General features: G+C 61.7%; 12 protein-coding genes. 5 read left to right on the top strand and 7 right to left on the bottom strand.

Annotated features, from left to right (window positions below; all coding sequences use genetic code 11):
* Positions 1 to 702 (bottom strand): FAD-dependent oxidoreductase (locus tag ABZE94_RS12070; protein ID WP_372875760.1); only part of this gene is annotated, 702 nt, incomplete at its 3' end.
* Positions 703 to 878: 176 nt separating this feature from the next.
* Between ABZE94_RS12070 and ABZE94_RS12065 the strand changes: the two genes are divergently transcribed.
* A complete protein-coding gene (locus ABZE94_RS12065; protein WP_372875759.1) occupies positions 879 to 1301 on the top strand; it encodes a VOC family protein in 423 nt (140 codons plus the stop codon).
* A 47-nt stretch (positions 1302 to 1348) separates the two neighbouring features.
* On the opposite strand, the gene galU is transcribed toward ABZE94_RS12065, so the two are convergent.
* From galU to ABZE94_RS12050, 3 genes are all read right to left on the bottom strand, one after another.
* Entirely contained in the window at positions 1349 to 2188 is an 840-nt protein-coding gene (galU, locus tag ABZE94_RS12060) for a UTP--glucose-1-phosphate uridylyltransferase GalU (RefSeq protein WP_372875758.1), read from the bottom strand.
* A 196-nt stretch (positions 2189 to 2384) separates the two neighbouring features.
* A complete protein-coding gene (locus ABZE94_RS12055) occupies positions 2385 to 5309 on the bottom strand; it encodes an EAL domain-containing protein (RefSeq protein ID WP_372875757.1) in 2925 nt (974 codons plus the stop codon).
* A 68-nt stretch (positions 5310 to 5377) separates the two neighbouring features.
* Positions 5378 to 8719, bottom strand: coding sequence for a chemotaxis protein CheB (locus ABZE94_RS12050; RefSeq protein WP_372875756.1), 3342 nt, complete (start codon positions 8717 to 8719; stop codon positions 5378 to 5380).
* A 276-nt stretch (positions 8720 to 8995) separates the two neighbouring features.
* Here ABZE94_RS12050 and ABZE94_RS12045 point away from each other — a divergent pair, with 276 nt between their 5' ends.
* Genes ABZE94_RS12045 through ABZE94_RS12030 form a run of 4 tightly spaced genes read left to right on the top strand, consistent with a single transcriptional unit; the run spans position 8996 to position 12371 of the window.
* On the top strand, positions 8996 to 9196 hold the full coding sequence (locus ABZE94_RS12045) for a hypothetical protein (RefSeq protein WP_372875755.1): 201 nt from the start codon (positions 8996 to 8998) through the stop codon (positions 9194 to 9196).
* Between the two features lie 10 nt (positions 9197 to 9206).
* A complete protein-coding gene (locus ABZE94_RS12040; protein ID WP_372875754.1) occupies positions 9207 to 10631 on the top strand; it encodes a circularly permuted type 2 ATP-grasp protein in 1425 nt (474 codons plus the stop codon).
* Entirely contained in the window at positions 10621 to 11571 is a 951-nt protein-coding gene (locus ABZE94_RS12035) for an alpha-E domain-containing protein (RefSeq protein WP_372875753.1), read from the top strand. The genes ABZE94_RS12040 and ABZE94_RS12035 overlap by 11 nt, the downstream gene beginning before the upstream one ends.
* Positions 11568 to 12371, top strand: coding sequence for a transglutaminase N-terminal domain-containing protein (locus ABZE94_RS12030; RefSeq protein ID WP_372875752.1), 804 nt, complete (start codon positions 11568 to 11570; stop codon positions 12369 to 12371). The genes ABZE94_RS12035 and ABZE94_RS12030 overlap by 4 nt, the downstream gene beginning before the upstream one ends.
* 78 nt (positions 12372 to 12449) lie before the next feature.
* On the opposite strand, the gene ABZE94_RS12025 is transcribed toward ABZE94_RS12030, so the two are convergent.
* The 3 genes from ABZE94_RS12025 to ABZE94_RS12015 form a co-directional block, all read right to left on the bottom strand.
* Positions 12450 to 13352, bottom strand: coding sequence for a transglutaminase domain-containing protein (locus tag ABZE94_RS12025; protein WP_372875761.1), 903 nt, complete (start codon positions 13350 to 13352; stop codon positions 12450 to 12452).
* A gap of 23 nt (positions 13353 to 13375) precedes the next feature.
* Complete coding sequence (locus tag ABZE94_RS12020) at positions 13376 to 15952, bottom strand: circularly permuted type 2 ATP-grasp protein (RefSeq protein ID WP_372875751.1); 2577 nt, start codon at positions 15950 to 15952, stop codon at positions 13376 to 13378.
* A gap of 48 nt (positions 15953 to 16000) precedes the next feature.
* Positions 16001 to 17635: transglutaminase family protein (locus ABZE94_RS12015; RefSeq protein ID WP_372875750.1), on the bottom strand; the 1635-nt coding region annotated here is incomplete at its 5' end.

Genomic DNA, 17635 nt, shown 5'->3' with positions numbered 1-17635 from the left:
GATGCGTTCGATATCGCTGTTGAACTGCAGATCCAGGCCGCGCTTGCTCAGTTCTTCGCGCAGGTGCTGGCGCACTGCGCCGTCGAAGCCGCGCAGAAACAGCTCGCGGCGATAGAGCAGCGAGGTCTGGGCGCCGAGGCCATGGAAAATCGAGGCGAACTCCACGGCGATATAGCCGCCGCCGACCACCAGCACACGCTTGGGCAATTGTTCGAGAAAGAAGGCTTCGTTCGATCCGATGGCATGTTCATGCCCCGGGATCTTCGGGATATGTGGCCAGCCACCGGTGGCGATGAGGATGTGCCTGGCGCTGTAACGCTGGCCGCCCAGCTCAACGCTATGCTCATCGAGCAGGCGTGCGTGACCCTCGAGCAGGGTTACGCCACTGCCCACCAGCAGGTTGCGGTAGATGCCGTTGAGACGTTCGATTTCACGGTTCTTGTTGGCGATCAGGGTCGGCCAATCGAACTTCGCTGCAGCTGATAGCGACCAACCAAAACCCTGGGCCTGCTCGAAGTCTTCGGCGAAGTGCGCGCCATACACCAGCAGCTTTTTCGGCACACAGCCGACGTTGACACAAGTGCCGCCCAGATAACGGCTCTCGGCTACGGCCACGCGGGCACCATAACCGGCGGCAAACCGCGCAGCACGTACACCACCGGAACCGGCGCCGATTACAAACAGGTCGAAATCATAGGTCATGGTCAGCCTCCTTAGCAGGCCGCCAGCATAACCCAGTCGCACCTGAAGCCTGAGAGGTTGTGAAAAAACTCTCGCCTGCTGCGACCGCCTGGAGACAGCCTCGCGACGGCGCTCGATATTTTCACAAGCGCTGAGCCCAGGCCTAAACTTGCTGAGTCACCAAGAGGAAAAACGCCATGCGCCCTACCCTCACCCATTTGGCTTTGCATGTGCCGGATCTGGATGCCTGTGTGGCGTTCTATGCGGAGTTCTGCGGCATGCGGGTGATCCACCAGCGTGCGGGCAAGGGTTCGCGCATCGTCTGGATGGCCGAACCCGGCAAGGAACACACCTTCATTTTCGTGATCATGCCGGGCGGGCAGGATCGGCAGCTGGCCGCCGACGATTACAGCCATTTTGGTTTTGCCGTGGACAGCCGTGAGCAGGTCGACAGGGTCGCCGCCAAGGCGCAAGAGGCCGGCTGCCTGATCTGGGCGCCGCGGGATGAGCCCTACCCGGTCGGCTATTACTGCGGGCTGCGTGACCCGGCGGGCAACTACGTCGAGTTTAGCTACGGGCAACCACTGGGGCCCGGTTCGCAGGCGATGCCGATTCCCTGATGCAAAAAAAGCCACCCGAAGGTGGCTTGCGTTGCTGCACTAGCGGTTCAGGAAACCTTGCCTGACTTATAGAAGTGCTCGAAACAGAAATTGGTGGCGTCGATATAGCCTTCCGCGCCGCCGCAGTCGAAGCGCTGACCCTTGAATTTGTAGGCCAGCACGCAACCATTCTGCGCCTGCTTCATCAGCGCGTCGGTGATCTGGATTTCGCCACCCTTGCCCGGTGGGGTGTCTTTGATGATGTCGAAGATGTCCGGGGTGAGGATGTAGCGACCGATGATCGCCAGGTTGGACGGTGCATCTTCCGGCTTGGGTTTCTCGACCATGCTATTCACCCGGTAGATGTCATCGCGGATCATCTCGCCAGCGATCACGCCGTACTTGTGGGTCTCCTCCGCGGGTACTTCCTGAATGGCGACGATCGAGCAACGGAACTGGTTGTACAGCTTGACCATCTGGGTCAATACGCCGTCACCTTCCAGGTTCAGGCACAGGTCATCTGCCAGTACCACGGCGAAGGCCTCGTCGCCGATCAAGGGACGCGCGGTTAGAATTGCATGGCCGAGACCTTTCATTTCGACCTGACGGGTGTAGGCAAAACTGCACTCATCGATCAGGCGGCGGATGCCTACCAGGTATTTTTCCTTTTCGGTATCGCGGATCTGCTGTTCCAGCTCGTAGCTGATGTCGAAGTGATCTTCCAGTGAGCGCTTGCCACGGCCAGTGACCATGGCGATCTCCGTCAGCCCAGCTTCAAGCGCCTCTTCGACGCCATACTGGATCAGTGGCTTGTTCACTATCGGCAACATTTCCTTGGGCATGGCCTTGGTTGCAGGTAGAAAGCGTGTGCCGTAACCGGCTGCTGGGAACAAGCATTTCTTGATCATGAGACTCCTTAATAATGCGCGAATGCCAAAATAGTCTATCAGGCTGCACCGGCCAAACAATGCCCGAGGGTCGAGCGACCCATGCCAGGGTAGGAAAAAACCTGATCGGCGAGCTGCGTCAGATCATGAACCCAGCAATTGCAGCCAGCTATCAGGTTGGTGCTGAAGGCCGCGGCCCAATACCGCCGACAGGCTGCTAGACCGGTGTTTGCAATCGTTCAAGCATGGTTTCCTGCAGGTCATGAAGATCGCCGAGTCTCGCCTGTACCTGCGCGTCACGCCCTTCGACATGCAGGTCGCAGAGCTCGCTCGTTAGGGTATGGAGTTGGGCATATAGCTCGCTGACGGCAGCAAAGGATGACTGGCCAGCATACTGCTCCAGGTCTCCTCCCATCAGCCATTGTGCGAAGTGGCTCAGGATCGGCTGGGTCGTACGCTCACCCTCGAGGTAGCTGTCCATGGCCTTTATCCAGGCGCGCAGTTCGACGCCGGCCATCAGGCGCGTTGTGTCTTCGTTGCTCGCCAATGGCAAGTTGCTCCAGCCAGAGCGCTGCCACCAGGTGGCAACCCAGTTGGGCAGTTCGTCTGCAGCCATCGGCGCGGCGATACCAAACCCCTGGGCCTGCTCGCAACCCAGTTGCAGCAATAGAGCGCCGTGCTCCAGGCTTTCGACGCCCTCGGCGATGACCTCGAGGCGGAATGCGCTGGCCAGGCCAACCACCCCCCGAAGGATGGACAGGTCATCGGGGTCGTCGAGCATGCCGAGGACGAAGCTCTGGTCGATTTTGAGCAAGGCCACCGGCAGATGTTTCAGGTAGGTCAGCGAGGAATAACCCGTACCGAAATCATCCAGCGCGAACATCACGCCAATTTCACGACAGGCCTCGATCACCTGGTACACATGTGCAACGTCTTCCAATGCACTGGTTTCCAGTATCTCCAGTTGCAAACGCGAGGGTTTGACCTGTGGATGGGCCTGGAGAATGGCGCGCAGGCGGTCGACGAAATTCTTCTGCTGCAACTGGCGAGCACCAACATTGACGCTGACTTCGATGTCCAGCCCGACCTTGAGCCACTCTTCCATCTGGCTCAGGGCTCGATTTATTGCCCACTCACCGATTTCGATCGCCAGCAGATGATCCTCGATCACCGGTAGAAATATCGCCGGAGCCAAAAGCCCGCGCTCTGGGTGTTGCCAGCGGATCAGGGCTTCGACCCCGATGACCTCACCGCTACGCATATTCACCTTGGGTTGGTAATGGAGGACGAACTCGCGCTCGGCCAATGCCAGGCGAATGTGTTCCAGGCTTTCGTGATGGCCGCGTACGCTACGGTCCTGATCGACATCGAAGAAGTGCAGGCGGTTCTTGCCGGCCAATTTGGCCTGATACATGGCCTGATCGGCCTGACGTATCAGTTGATCGGCGTCCACCTCATCCTGCTGCGGACAGAAGGTCACCCCCATGCTGGCCGACACTTGCAGCGCAAGGTCGCCGACATGCACCACTTGGCCCGCCGCGGCGAGCAGCCGGCTGAGCATCGGCATGCTGGTGGCTACATCCGGCAGGTCGACCAGCACGGCAATGAACTCGTCGCCACCAATACGGGCGAGGGTGTCGCACTCGCGCAACGCCTGTTTCATGCTGGCAGACAGGGCAATCAGCAATTTGTCGCCGGCCTCATGTCCGTGCTTGTCGTTGATCGCCTTGAAACCGTCCAGATCCAGGTAGACGACTTCCAGCAGTTGTCCGCGCCGTTGCGCCTGGGCGATGGCATGCCGCAGGCGATCGGCCAGGAGCACGCGATTGGGCAGCGAGGTCAGGGCGTCATAGTGCGCGATGTGCTCGAGCTTGCTCTGGTTCGCCTTGATTTCGGTGATGTCCGAGAACAGCGCAACATACTGGACGACGTCACCGTTGGAGTCGCGCACGCTACTGATGGTTTGCATCGCGGCATAAATTTCGCCGTTTTTACGCCTGTTCCAGACCTCGCCGCACCAGTGGCCTTTTACCCGCAAGTTGTGCCACATGGCCTCGTAAAACTCGCTGGGGTGGCGGCCCGAGCGGAGTATTCGCGGGGTGCGCCCTATGGCTTCGTCGCGGCTGTAGCCGGTGATATGGGTAAACGCGGCATTGACGTTGATTATGCTGCCATCGGCCGCGGTAATCATGATGCCTTCGCGGGAATGCGAGAACACGTTGGCCGCGAGCTGGAGTTTTTCTTCGGCTAGTTTGCGTTTGGAAATATCCCGCAGAAACACGAAAACCTGGCCCCCGGAGGCCTCTCGATAAGTGCCGCTGACTTCGACCTGCCAGAGGGATCCGTCCTTGCGCCGATGGGTCGTCTCGAACTGTCCGTGGCCGGTCTCGATAAGCGTGAGGGTCTGTTTCACCGTCGCGGCGGCGCACTCCTCTACCGCCAGGTCGAGGACATGCATCTTCAGCAGTTCTTCACGACTGTAACCCGACTGCATGCAATAGCTTGGATTTACATCGAGGATATGGCCGTGAACATCAACCCGCCAAAAGCCGTCCAAGGTCGCGTCCAGTATGCTGTGCAGGGCCTGGTAGCTCTCCTGCAGGGCATCTTCGGCGAGCTTGCGGGCGCTGAAATCGCTCAGCACGATGCGCAATGTCGGTACGCCGTGTTCGTCTTGCGCCTTGGTGGCGTCCAAGTGTACCCAGAGTACGGCTCCATCACTCTTGACCATACGCAGCTCGCACATCTGTGGTGCGCCGGTGGCGATCAGCCGTTTACGCAGCTGGTAGAAATCATCCTGGTCCTCGCGATAGATGTAGCGCGTGATCGGCTGCCTGACCAGCTCGGCGCGGATCACCGCCAGTAGATGGGTCGAGGTCAGGTTAGCCTGGAGTATGATCCCCTGCACGCTGAGCGTCAGGTAGCCGACCGGGGCCAGGTCATAAAGATCGAAGTAACGCTCTTTAGCCTCTTCGATCTTGGCATGCGCATGGCGCAATTCGTCGTTCTGCATCTCCAGTTCGACCTGGTGCACGCGCAACTCGTGCAGAGCCTGTTGCACCGCCTCAGGTGACAGGAGCAGCTGCGGCTCTTGCGGCTCCCTCGCATCGTCTTCAAGGATTTCTTCCGCAATTCGACGCAACAACGCCCCTGGCTTCGGCGAAGTGGCGTTTGATTGGTGTCGAGTGTCCTTATCTTTCATGACAGCCCTTATTCACCCGAGAGGTGCGGATCCGGCTTTGTATCTACAGCATCCTGCTCCTGGTCGGGGACTTCAATCGAGGCACCGGTAATTCCGATCACACTGCCTGCGTCATTACGCAGCGGTTCCACGGTCAAATCACAGGGGGTCGGTTTACCATAGATATTGCTGTGAACGCGCCGCCGTGTGCCCTCCCCGCTCTCTAGTACTTGCCGTTTGATTGCGCTCAAGCTGGCTGCAGCATCTGCCGGCAACAGGTCGGTATCGGTCTTGCCGAGAAACTGCTCGGCTGGTACTGCCAATTTGGAATTATAGATCCATGTGTAGCGTAATTCCCTGTCCTGGTTGAATACCACGACAGGCGTAGCCTCCAGGGCCACGCGCAAACGTGCCTCGTTGACCCGCAGCGTCTCTTCAGCCTGCTTGCGCTCGGTGATATTGAGCATTGTCCCGATCATGCGGATGGCCTGCCCGCGCTCGTTGCGCAGGACGAACCCACGATCGAGCACGGTTGCATAGGTCCCATCGGCCTTGCGAAAGCGATACTCATCGTCCCAGTGCGTGCGCGAGGCGTCGGTCACGGCGGCGTGGATGCCGTCGTTGACCCGCTGGCGATCCTCGGGGTGGATGCGTTCGAGCCACCAACTGGTCGATTGTGGCGCCGAAACTATGTCGGTCCAGCCGAACAGCGGGATTCCCGCCTCGTTCCAGCGTTGCTCGCCCTTGATGATGTCCCAATCCCAGATGACGTCTCTTGCGGCCTTGGCCGCCAGCCGGTAACGCTCTTCGTTGAGGCGCAGCGTCTCATGTTCATTGATGTCGACATAGGTGATCACCGCGCCTTCGATCACGTTTTCCAGGGTGCGGTACGGCAGAATGCGCATCTTGTACCAGCGCCCTTCGATGGTCTGCACATCGATCTCTTTGGGCGTCAGGGTATCCAGCACCGACTTCACGTCGGCCACCAGGCTGTCGTAGCCAAGCAGATTGGAGGCGATGTGACCGACCGGCCGACCGACATCGCTGGGGATCAGGTTGATGATCCGCGATGCCGCCGGGGTGAAACGCAGAATACGCAGATTGAGGTCGACGAAGACCGTGCCGATGCCGGTGCCGGCCAGCAGGTTGTTCATGTCGTTGTTGGCCTGCGACAACTCGAGGACCTTGGTCTGCAGCTCGGCATTGATGGTGGCCAGCTCCTCGTTGACCGATTGCAACTCTTCCTTGGAGGTCTCCAGCTCCTCGTTGGTGGATTGCAGCTCCTCGTTGACCGACTGCATTTCCTCATTGGAGGATTTGAGTTCTTCGCTGGAGGTCTCCAGCGCCTCGATGGTGCTCTGCAGGTAGTCTTCCTTGCTTTGCAGCTCCTGTTTGAGCGACTCAAGACGCGTGTCTATTCCGCCATCGGGTTCTTCGCTGGCCACACCGGCCTGCACGGCAGCCTGCTGCACCTGGGGCGCCGCCGGACCTGGCGCTTCCTCCAGGATGACCAGGAACAGGGACACGTCCAAGGTGGCCGCGGGCCCTGATTTCACCGGGCAAACATTCAGGTTGACCGGGGTGAAATGGCCGTTGGTCTTGACCTGCAGCGCCATGACTCGAGCGCTCTGGTTGCTGGTCGCCACCTGATGCAGGCTCTTGGCCAGACTGGAGCGCAAGCCCTCGCGCGCCATCTTGAGGATATTGTTGATGCCCGCCTCGCCCGGCGCAGGCTCCAGATACATGCCGCTGCGGCCATGCAGGTAGAGGATGTCGCCTTGGGCGTTGACCAGCGCCGCAACCGCCGCGAGGTGCTGCAAGAGCGCCTGCTCGGTTATCTCGCGCAGTGGCAGTTTGCTGGGGGAAACTGTCTTGGCACTGCCTGGCGGGCGCGCAACGCTAACCATGTCGGAGGCTGTCAGCGGGGACAGAAAGCGACTGAGGAAGGTGCGGCGCATACCATGAAAGTCTTCCTTGCGCTGATAAAGCTTCGACTTGCGATCGAGCACGCTGAACAGGTCGTCAAAATCGCCGACTCCTTCAGAGGTGCCAAGAAACAGGATGCCGCCTGGCTTGAGTGCGTAGTGGAACAGCGGAATGATCTTTTTCTGTAGTTCGGCACCCAGATAAATCAGCAGGTTGCGACAACAAATCAAATCCAGTTTGGAAAATGGCGGGTCCTTGATCAGGTCCTGCTCGGAAAACACCAGCATGTCGCGAATGCTTTTGTGAATCCGGTAGCCGCTGCCGTCCGGCTCAAGGGTAAAAAATCGCTTCAAGCGTTCAGGGCTGATGTCGGCGGTTATGCTGGTCGGGTAAATGCCGGCGCGGGCCGTGGCAATCGCGCGGCTGTCTATATCGGTGGCGAATACCTGAACCGTGTAATCCTGCTGGAGCGTCTCGCGGTATTCCTGCAGGAGAATGGTTAGCGAGTAGGCCTCCTCGCCGGTCGAGCAACCGGTCGACCAGACCCTGATTGCCGAGCCCGGTGGATTGTTGGCAAACAGCTTGGGGATGACCAATTCCTCAAGCGCCTTGAACGCTGCCGGGTCCCGGAAGAAATTGGTCACGCCGATCAACAACTCGCGAAATAGCGCCTCCGCCTCGCTCGGCACCTGATGCAGAAACCTGACGTAGCTGTCGATGCTGTCCAGCTGATGGACCGCCATGCGCCGTTCGATGCGGCGCAGGATAGTGCTCGGTTTGTACTGCGAGAAGTCGTGACCAACATGGCTGCGTAGCGCGATGAATATCTTCTTCAAGGCGTCTTCGGCCTTGGATGCCGGGATGCTGGCCAGCAGCGGAGGCTTGCCGAACGCATGGGCCACATAAGCCATGAGTTGCACCGGCATCTCGGCCGGCGGCAGCACGTAATCGACCAGTCCGGTGGCGATGGCGCTACGCGGCATGCCGTCGAACTCCGCGGAGTCGGGATCCTGGGCCATGAACATGCCGCCCTCGGCCTTGATCGCCCGCACGCCCAAGGTGCCATCGCTGCCGGTGCCGGAGAGCACGATCCCTATAGCCCGCTCCCGCTGATCCAGGGCCAGCGAACGGAAGAAAAAATCGATCGGCAGGCGTTGCCCGCGCGGTTCGACCGGTGACAGCAATTGCAAGGTGCCGTCGATAAAGGCCATGTCGCGGTTGGGCGGGATTATGTAGGCGCAGTTTGGCTGTACCTGCATGCCATCCTCCACCTCGAAGACCTGCATACGGGTGAAGCGTCCAATCAGATCCGTGAGCATGCTTTTATGGTCAGGCGCCAGGTGCTGGACCAGCACAAACGCCATATTCGGATTGGTGTCGGCCGGCATGCCGAAGAAAAACGCCTCGAACGCAGCCAGCCCACCGGCCGACGCACCTATTCCCACTACAGGAAACCCCGCACTGCCTGCTGGCGGCGCGGGTAGCTCAGTATTGCTGTCAGTGGTCAACTTATCCTTAACTGCCCGTGCGCCATTCGGCTCCTGCGCCTTTTTGGCGGAGCCTGTTTTTCTTTTCGCCATTATCGACACCTTGAATTCAACATGCAGTGTAACGCCGGCTTCCAGGCAATGGCACCCTGGCCAGGGTGCACCTCTCCTTCTGCTCGGGAAAATAACGATTTGAATCACGGGCAGTGATTAAGCGATAGGAATAACAGCCGCTTGCATCTACAACAACCGGCCATGCCGGGTGTTTTTGCGGCTTGCCGCCTCGGCAAGTGGCTGCTGGCAATCATCGATAATGGAACAACTGCGCGAGCGCGCGAGGATTTTTTTGCAAATTGGCAATTTTTTTTAATAAAGCAAATTTTGTGGATGGCACGAAGCTTGCGATTTGCGATAGTGACCGTCATCAGCGGATGAGGAATGCGGTATGGATCGCAAGTACTACGATGAAATGTACGATGCACAGGGTGAGTGTCGCCCGCATTATCTAGAGTTCGCCCGCTGGCTTGCGGCTATCCCTGCGGAGCAATTGGCCCAACGCCGCCGCGAGGCGGATCTGCTGTTTCACCGCGCCGGCATCACCTTCACCCTGTATGGCGATGAGCAGGGCACCGAGCGGCTGATCCCCTTCGACACCATTCCGCGCAGTATCCCCGCCAGCGAATGGCGCATCGTCGAGCGTGGCTGCATCCAGCGCGTGCAGGCGCTGAACCTGTTCCTCGCCGACCTCTATCACGAGCAGCGCATCGTCAAGGCCGGGATCATTCCGGCCCAACAGGTGCTGGCCAACGAGGGCTACCAGATCGCCATGCAGGGCCTCGACCTGCACCGCGGCCTCTATGCGCATATCGCCGGGGTCGACCTGGTGCGCGATGGAGATGGTAGCTACTACGTGCTGGAAGACAACCTGCGCACCCCGAGCGGCGTCAGCTACATGCTCGAAGACCGCAAGATGATGATGCGCCTGTTTCCCGAACTGTTCGCCGCGCAGCGCATCGCGCCCATCAACCATTACCCGAGCCTGCTGCTCGACACCCTCAAGTCCTCCAGCCCGCTGGATAATCCCAACGTGGTGGTGCTGACCCCGGGACGCTTCAACAGTGCCTATTTCGAGCATGCCTTCCTCTCCCGGGAAATGGGCGTGGAGCTGGTCGAGGGCGCGGACCTGTTCGTGCGTGACGACAGGGTCTATATGCGCACCACCGCCGGGGCCAAGCAGGTGGACGTGATCTACCGCCGCCTGGATGATGACTTCCTCGACCCGCTGGCCTTCAATCCGGATTCCATGCTCGGCGTGCCCGGCCTGCTCTCGGCCTACCGCTCGGGCCATGTGGTGCTGGCCAATGCCATCGGCACCGGGGTGGCGGACGACAAGTCGACCTACCCCTATGTCGACGCGATGATCCGCTTCTATTTGGACGAGGAGCCGATCCTCAAGAACGTGCCGACCTGGCAGTGCAGCAAACCGGCTGATTTGTCCCATGTGCTGGCCAACCTCGGCGAGCTGGTGGTCAAGGAAACCCAAGGCTCCGGTGGCTACGGGATGCTGGTCGGGCCGGCCGCGAGCAAGGCCGAGATCGAAGATTTTCGTGCCCGCCTGACCGCCAGGCCGGAAGCCTATATCGCCCAGCCGACCCTGTGCCTGTCGACCTGTCCGACCTTTGTCGAAAATGGCATCGCGCCGCGGCACATCGACCTGCGCCCGTTCGTCCTGTCCGGCCGCGAAGTGCGCCTGGTGCCCGGCGGGCTGACCCGGGTGGCGTTGCGCGAAGGTTCGCTGGTGGTCAACTCGTCGCAAGGCGGCGGGACCAAGGACACCTGGGTGGTGGAGGACTTGAAAAATGCTGAGTAGAACTGCCTCCGATCTGTACTGGATGTCGCGCTATCTGGAGCGCGCGGAAAACCTCGCGCGCATGCTTGACGTCAGCTATTCGCTGTCGCTGATGCCGCAGGATGGCCGTGGCGATGGCCTGGAAGAGCTGGCCATGCCGCTGTTGATTACCGGCACCCTGGACGAGTACATGGCGCGCCATGGCCAGTTGCACGGCGAGCGCATGCTGTACTTCTTCGCGCTGGACGCCGAGAACCCGGCGAGCATCTACAGCTGCCTGGGCGCGGCGCGCAGCAATGCCCACGGCGTGCGCGGGCGCATCACCGCCGAGATGTGGGAGAACATCAACGCCACCTGGCTGGAGATTCGCGGCATCGCCGAGCAGGGCCTGGGGCGCTACGGCATCAGCCGCTTCTGCGAGTGGGTCAAGGAACGTTCGCACCTGTTCCATGGCGCCACGTCCGGCACCATCATGCGCGGCGACCCCTACCGCTTCATTCGCCTGGGTACCTTTATCGAGCGGGCCGACAACACCTTGCGCCTGCTCGATGCGCGCTACGAGATGCTCGGTGAGGACATCGACGCGGTCGACGGTCGCCCGGCGCGCAGCTACTACCAGTGGAGCGCGCTGTTGCGCGCACTGTCCTCGTTCGAGGCCTTCGCCGAGATCTACCGCGGCTCGCCAGGCACGCGCAAGGTCTCGGAATTGCTCCTGCTGCGTCCCGACATCCCGCGCTCCCTGCGCGCCTGCATGGACGAGCTGCACCTGATGCTCGCCAGCCTGCCAGGTGACAACGGGCGTCCGGCCCAGCGTCTGGCCGCCGAACTGGAAGCGCGGCTGCGCTACACCAGCATCGACGAGGTGCTCGACGAGGGCCTGCATGCCTGGCTCACCGACTTCATCCTGCTGGTGCGCAAGCTGGGCCAAGCCATCCACAGTTCCTACCTGGAGGTCGTATGAGACTGTCCATCAGCCACGACACCACCTATCACTACGAAAACCAGGTGCGCACGAGCATCCAGTACCTGCGCCTGACCCCGCACGACAGCGAGCGCCAGCGCGTGCTCAACTGGGAGCTCAAGCTGCCGCGTCCGGTACGTGCTCAACTCGACCCGTACGGCAACATCCTGCATGTGCTGACCATGGATGAGCCTCATGAGTCCATCCTCATCGGCGCCAGCGGCCAGGTCGAGATCGATGTCGCGTGCGAGTTCGAACACGAGCGCCAGTCGGCGTTGCCGTTCCTGCGTCACACCCGTCTGACCGAGGCCGACGGAGCCTTGCGCGAGTTCGCCCTGCAGCACTGCAAGAGCCGTCGCGACCGCAGCGCCTTGATCGACCTCATGCAGGGCCTGCATGCGCACATCGGCTACCTGTCTGGCAGTACCGCCGTGGAAACCAGCGCCGCCGAGGCCTTCGCCGGGCGACAAGGCGTGTGCCAGGACCATGCCCATGCCTTTCTCGCCTGCGCGCGCAGCCTGGGCATCCCGGCGCGCTATGCATCCGGCTATCTGTACACCGACAGCGACGACCACCTGGCCAGCCACGCCTGGGCCGAAGCCTGGCTGGAGGGCGCCTGGTACAGCTTCGATGTGACCAACTGCCTGGCCAGGCCGGAGCGCCATTTGAAGCTGGCGGTCGGCCGCGATTACCTGGATGCCTGCCCGGTGCGCGGCATGCGCCGAGGCGGCGGCATCGAGCAGATGCATGCACATGTGGAAGTGGAGGCTGCTCCGCGGCTGCAGGTACAGCAGCAATAACCTCAGCGGCTGCATGCGCGATGGCGCCAGGCGCGGAGTTCGTTACAGGTGCAGGTGGCCTGCCCCGCCCTGCCGCGGCTATGCCCCGGCCAGCTCTTCGCTGGCCGGGATTACGGTCACACGGACCTGCAGCTCTTGTTCGCCACCGCCCAGCACCACGCCACGCAGGGGCGTCACATCGCTGAAGTCACGCCCCCAGCCCAGGGTAATGTGCTCCGCCTGGACCAGGCAGCGGTTGGTCGGGTCGAAGTCCACCCAGCCAAGTTGCGGGCAGAACACCGAGACCCAGGCATGTGATGCATCGGCGCCAATCATCCGTGGCTGCCCTGCCGGTGGGTGGGTGAGGATATAACCGCTGACGTAACGCGCCGAGAGGCCGAGGCTACGCAGGCAGCCAATCATCAATTGGGCGAAATCCTGACAAACGCCGCGCCGGCCTTTGAGCACGTCGGCCAGGGGGGTGGAGATCTCGGTGGCGGTTCCGTCGAATTCGAAATCGTCAAAAATGCGCCGGGTCAGATCCAGGGCGGCCTCCAGATGCGGCCGTACTGGGCTGTAACTGTCGCGGGCGTAGGCTGCGAGTTCGGAACCGCACTGGATATGTGGCGAGTCATAGAGATAGCGCACCGCTTCAAGCGTCGCCGGGTTGCGCGCCTGCCGCAGCATCTGTGCCAGCGTTTCCCATGGCATCCCGCCTCTTACCTGCTCCAGCCCCGGGCGCGGCTTCAGCAGCACGGTCGACTCGGCATGCACCAGCAGCTCCTTATGCGATTCGGTGATGGTGATGTTGCGCGTGTGGTTGCCAAAGTAGTCCAGCGCGTCGAGGCAATGTTCGTGCTGCGGCTCAACCCAGATAGCCTGCGACTCGGCCTGCTGATACTCGAATGAGCGCGGTGACAGGTGCAGGTATTGCTGCGAGAGCGTCACCGGAAACTGGTAGCTGTAGTGGGTTTCATGCACCACGCGGTAGCGCACGGGCAGTGAACTACCTTTGCGGAAATGGCTCATGCAGTGCCCCTGCCGCGCGGTTCGCCAGCGGTGTAGCTGAAGAATCGTGCGCTGATCTGCTGCGATAATTGCACGCTGGCCTGGTTGATGCGCTGCAGCAGGCTGATCAGCGCTGGGTTAGCGCAATACAGGTCATCATCCGGATCGAGCGCCAGTAAGGCGGTTTTCAGCGGCAGCAACAAGGTCTCGCCACAACTGCCGTAGGTCAGCGCCAATTTATCCAGACTCTTCAAGATTCCCGCCATTTGGAACAGTACCGAGCGCGGGTTGCTGCTGTCGAGCAGCAATAAATCCAGCACCGGCAACCACTCGGATTGCGCCCGATAACGGGAGCGGTAGGTGACCATGCTGTCGGCCAGTTCAAGCAGCCAGTCCAGGCTGCCGTCGGTCTCCATCGTCAGCGCGCGCTGCAGTACCAGGGTCTGGAACTGCAGACGTTCCAGACGCCGGCCGATGGAGAGAAAACTCCAGCCCAGATCGCGGGTCATGCCATCGAGGGCGAAACCGGACAGGGTCATCAGGGACGCGGCCGCATCATCCAGTGCGCTCATGGCCTCCGATGGTGTCAGCCGTGCATCGCTGTTGGCGCTGCGCTGGAGCATGCGATTGAGGGCGCGCCAATTGTCCGCTGACAAGCGTTCGCGCAGCTGGCTGGCGGTGTTGAAAAGCTGCTGCTGCTGGCTGGCGAGCCCGGGCACGTCGGGCGAGACCACGGCCAGCAGCAAGGCCGCCTCGATCCGCGCATCGCTCCAGCTGACCACCGGGGGCGGGCTCTGGGTCTGGCTGGGCGCTGGCCCGGCGACCTGGCTTTGCTGCTGCTGGGCCTCCTTGTCCGGAGTCTCGATCAGTTGAAACCAGGCACATAGCGCTTTCAGCGTGACCCATTCGGCACCGCGCTCCTGCGGGCTGACATTGAACAGCACATGCAGCGTGGTGCGCATCAGGCGCGCGATATTGTCACAGCGCTCGGTATTGCGCCCCAGCCAGAACAGGTTTTCGGCCATGCGGCTGGACAGGTGGGTGTCGTCGCGAATCAAGTCTTTGCTGGTGGTGGTGCGCGTGGGCTGGCGGTGAGCACCGGCCTGCGCCCGCGCCTGTACCCAGGTGTCCTTGCTGCTGCCACCGCGCTGCATGGTGATGACCCGCGAGTCGGGCCCGGTGGCAACCCGGGTCAGCCCGCCGGGCATCACCACGTAGCCGTCGGCAGTGGCACAGGCATACACCCGCAGGCCGACGGCGCAGGCACTCAAACCGGCTGGCGCGCTGGCTTTCCACACGGGCGACTGCGACAAGCGCACCAGTTCCTGGGCGACATAGTTGCGTGGATTGGCGCGCATCTTGGCGATCAGGGCCGCACGCGCCTCACCGCTGAGGCCCTGGCCAAACACCGAGAGTTGGCGCAATTGCGGAAAGCTCGACTTGATCACCAATTGATCGAGATTGGCCAGCACCTGCTCGAGCGCCGCGGGTTCGCCGCACCACCAGGTCGCCACCGAGGGCATCTGCAACGGCTCGCCGAGCAGGCGCTCGCACAGTGCCGGCAAGAAGCCCAGCAGCGCCCCGGACTCCAGGAGGCTGGAGCCCAGGCTGTTGGCGATCAGCACATTGCCGAGGCGGGCCGCCTCTGTCAAACCGGCCACGCCCAGCGCCGACTCGGCGCGCAGTTCCAACGGGTCGCAGAAATCATCATCGACCCGGCGCATGATCACATGCACGCGCTGCAGGCCGGACAGGGTTTTCAGCCAGACGAGGCCGCCGCGCACGGTGAGGTCGCTGCCCTCGACCAGCGGCAAACCGAGATAACGGGCCAGGTAGGCTTGCTCGTAATAGGTCTCGTTGTAGGGGCCGGGGGTGAGCAACACGATCAGCGGCGACTCGCTGCCACGCAGCGGCACCCCACCATTGGCGGCGCACTGCCGCCCCCAATGGGCCAGGCTATCGCGCATGCTGCTGAAAAAGCCGGCTAAATCCTGCACCTTGAGGTCACGCAGCTGGTCTGGAAAGGTTCGCGCGATCACCGCGCGGTTTTCCAGCGCATAGCCGGCACCCGAAGGTGCCTGGGTACGATCGGCCACCACCCACCATTGACCGTTGGGCGCGCGCGCCAGGTCGACCGCATAAAAATGCAAGGCCACATTGTCGAGGTGCCGGATGCCGTGGGCCGGGCGCAGAAATCCGGCATGACCGTGAATCAACGCCGGCGGCAGCAGGCCTTCCTGGAGCATGCGCTGGTCGCCGTAAACGTCGCCGAGTATCCGGTTCAGCAGGGTTGCGCGTTGGGCCACCGCCGCTTCGATGCCCGCCCATTCGTCATGAGGCAGGATCAGCGGTAGCACATTCAGATCCCAGGGACGCTGCATGCCCTTGGTGTCGGCATAGACGTTGTAGGTCACGCCGTTTTCGCGAATCTGGCTTTCAACCGCCTCCAGGCGCTGGCGCATGATCTGCGGCGACTCTTTGGCCAGACTGGCGAGCATGGCGCGCCAGTGCTCGCGTGGCTGCTTCGAGGCATCGAGCAGCTCATCGAAGCTGTTGGGCGCTGCGCGGTACTCGGCGAGTAGTTTCTTCAACATTGTCTCAGTTCTTCTGCTCGCGAATAACGCACAGTATGGCGCTTGGGTTTAATAGGGTTGCCAGCGCAAATCGAGTGTCATCGGGAAACTCGGATTGAGTTCTTCCTTGTACACGCGCATCGGCCCGGGTGTATGGCCGTGGGCCCAGAAGCGGGCAAAACGCCGCGCTTCAGCGGCATTGGCATTCACCGGCGAACTCTCTTCACTGCGGCCACCCGGGTGCACCACATGGTAGGTACAGCCGCCGATTGCCCGGCCGCTCCAGTTATCGACCAAATCGAAGGTCAGGGGTGCCTGCACCCTGATAGTCGGGTGCAGCGCAGACCAGGGGCTCCAGGCGCGGAAACGTACGCCAGCAACGTACTCGCCCGGTACTCCGGTCGGGTGCAAGGGCAAGCGCCGGCCGTTGCAGGCGATCTCGTGACGGCCATCGGTAAGGCCACGGACCAGCAGCTGCATGCGCTCCACCGAGGAGTCGACATAGCGCGCCGTGCCGCCGCCGCTCATCTCTTCACCCAGGACATTCCAGGGCTCGATGGCCTGGCGCAACTCCATCTCGACCCCTTCATAGACCACGGTGCCGAAGCGTGGAAAGCGGAATTCGATAAAGGGCTCGAACCAGTGTTCCTCGAAGGCGTAGCCCGCCGAGCGCAAATCCTTGACCACATCGCGAATATCCTGGGCGACGAAGTGCGGTAGCATCCAGCGATCATGCAGTGCGGTGCCCCAGTTGACCAGCTTGGCCTGGTACGGCTCGCGCCAGAAACGTGCGACCAGAGCGCGCAACAGGAGCATCTGCAACAGGCTCATGCGCTCATGCGGCGGCATCTCGAAGGCGCGAAACTCGACCAGACCGAGGCGGCCCGTGGGACCATCGGGCGAATACAGCTTGTCGATGGAAAACTCGGAACGATGGGTATTGCCAGTCAGGTCAACCAGCAGGTTGCGCAGCAAGCGGTCGACCATCCAGGGCTTGTCGCCCGGCTGCAGCGTCGGCAGGACCTGATCCATCTGCTGGAAGGCAATCGCCAGTTCATAGAGGTTGTCGTCGCGCGCTTCATCGACCCGCGGCGCCTGGCTGGTCGGGCCGATAAAGGTGCCGGAGAACAGGTAGGACAAGGCCGGGTGGTTCTGCCAGTAGGTGATCAGGCTTTTCAGCAGATCCGGTCGGCGCAGCATCGGGCTGTCTTCGGCGGTCGCGCCGCCCAGGGTGGCATGGTTGCCGCCACCGGTACCGGTATGGCGACCGTCGTGCATGAATTTCTCGGTACCCAGCCGGGTCAGGCGGGCTTCCTGATACAGGGTCGACATGTTGTAGACCAGCTCGTTCCAGCTGGCGGCCGGGTGGATATTGACCTCGATCACGCCCGGATCCGGGGTGACGCTGAGCAGCTTGATCCGCGGGTCGCGCGGCGGCTGATAGCCCTCGATGCGCAGCTTGAGCTTGAGCTTGGTGGCGGTATGTTCGACTGCCGTCACCAGTGCCAGGTAATCCTCGATGCGCTTGAGCGGCGGCATGAAGACATGCAGGCGCCCTTCCCTGACCTGCACGCAGAGCGCCGTATGAATCACCTCGCGCGGTTCGATCGAACTCTCGGCGGCGACACTTGCAGCATTCTTGCGACTGAGGGTCGGGCGTTTCTCACTCTTGCCAGGCGCCGCGGCCACGGCCGGGGCGACAGT

Origin of the sequence: Pseudomonas sp., from assembly GCF_041601375.1 — a bacterium.
GTDB lineage: Bacteria > Pseudomonadota > Gammaproteobacteria > Pseudomonadales > Pseudomonadaceae > Aquipseudomonas.
Note: the sequence above shows the minus strand (reverse complement) of the source record. Positions and strands in the feature narration are given on the sequence as shown.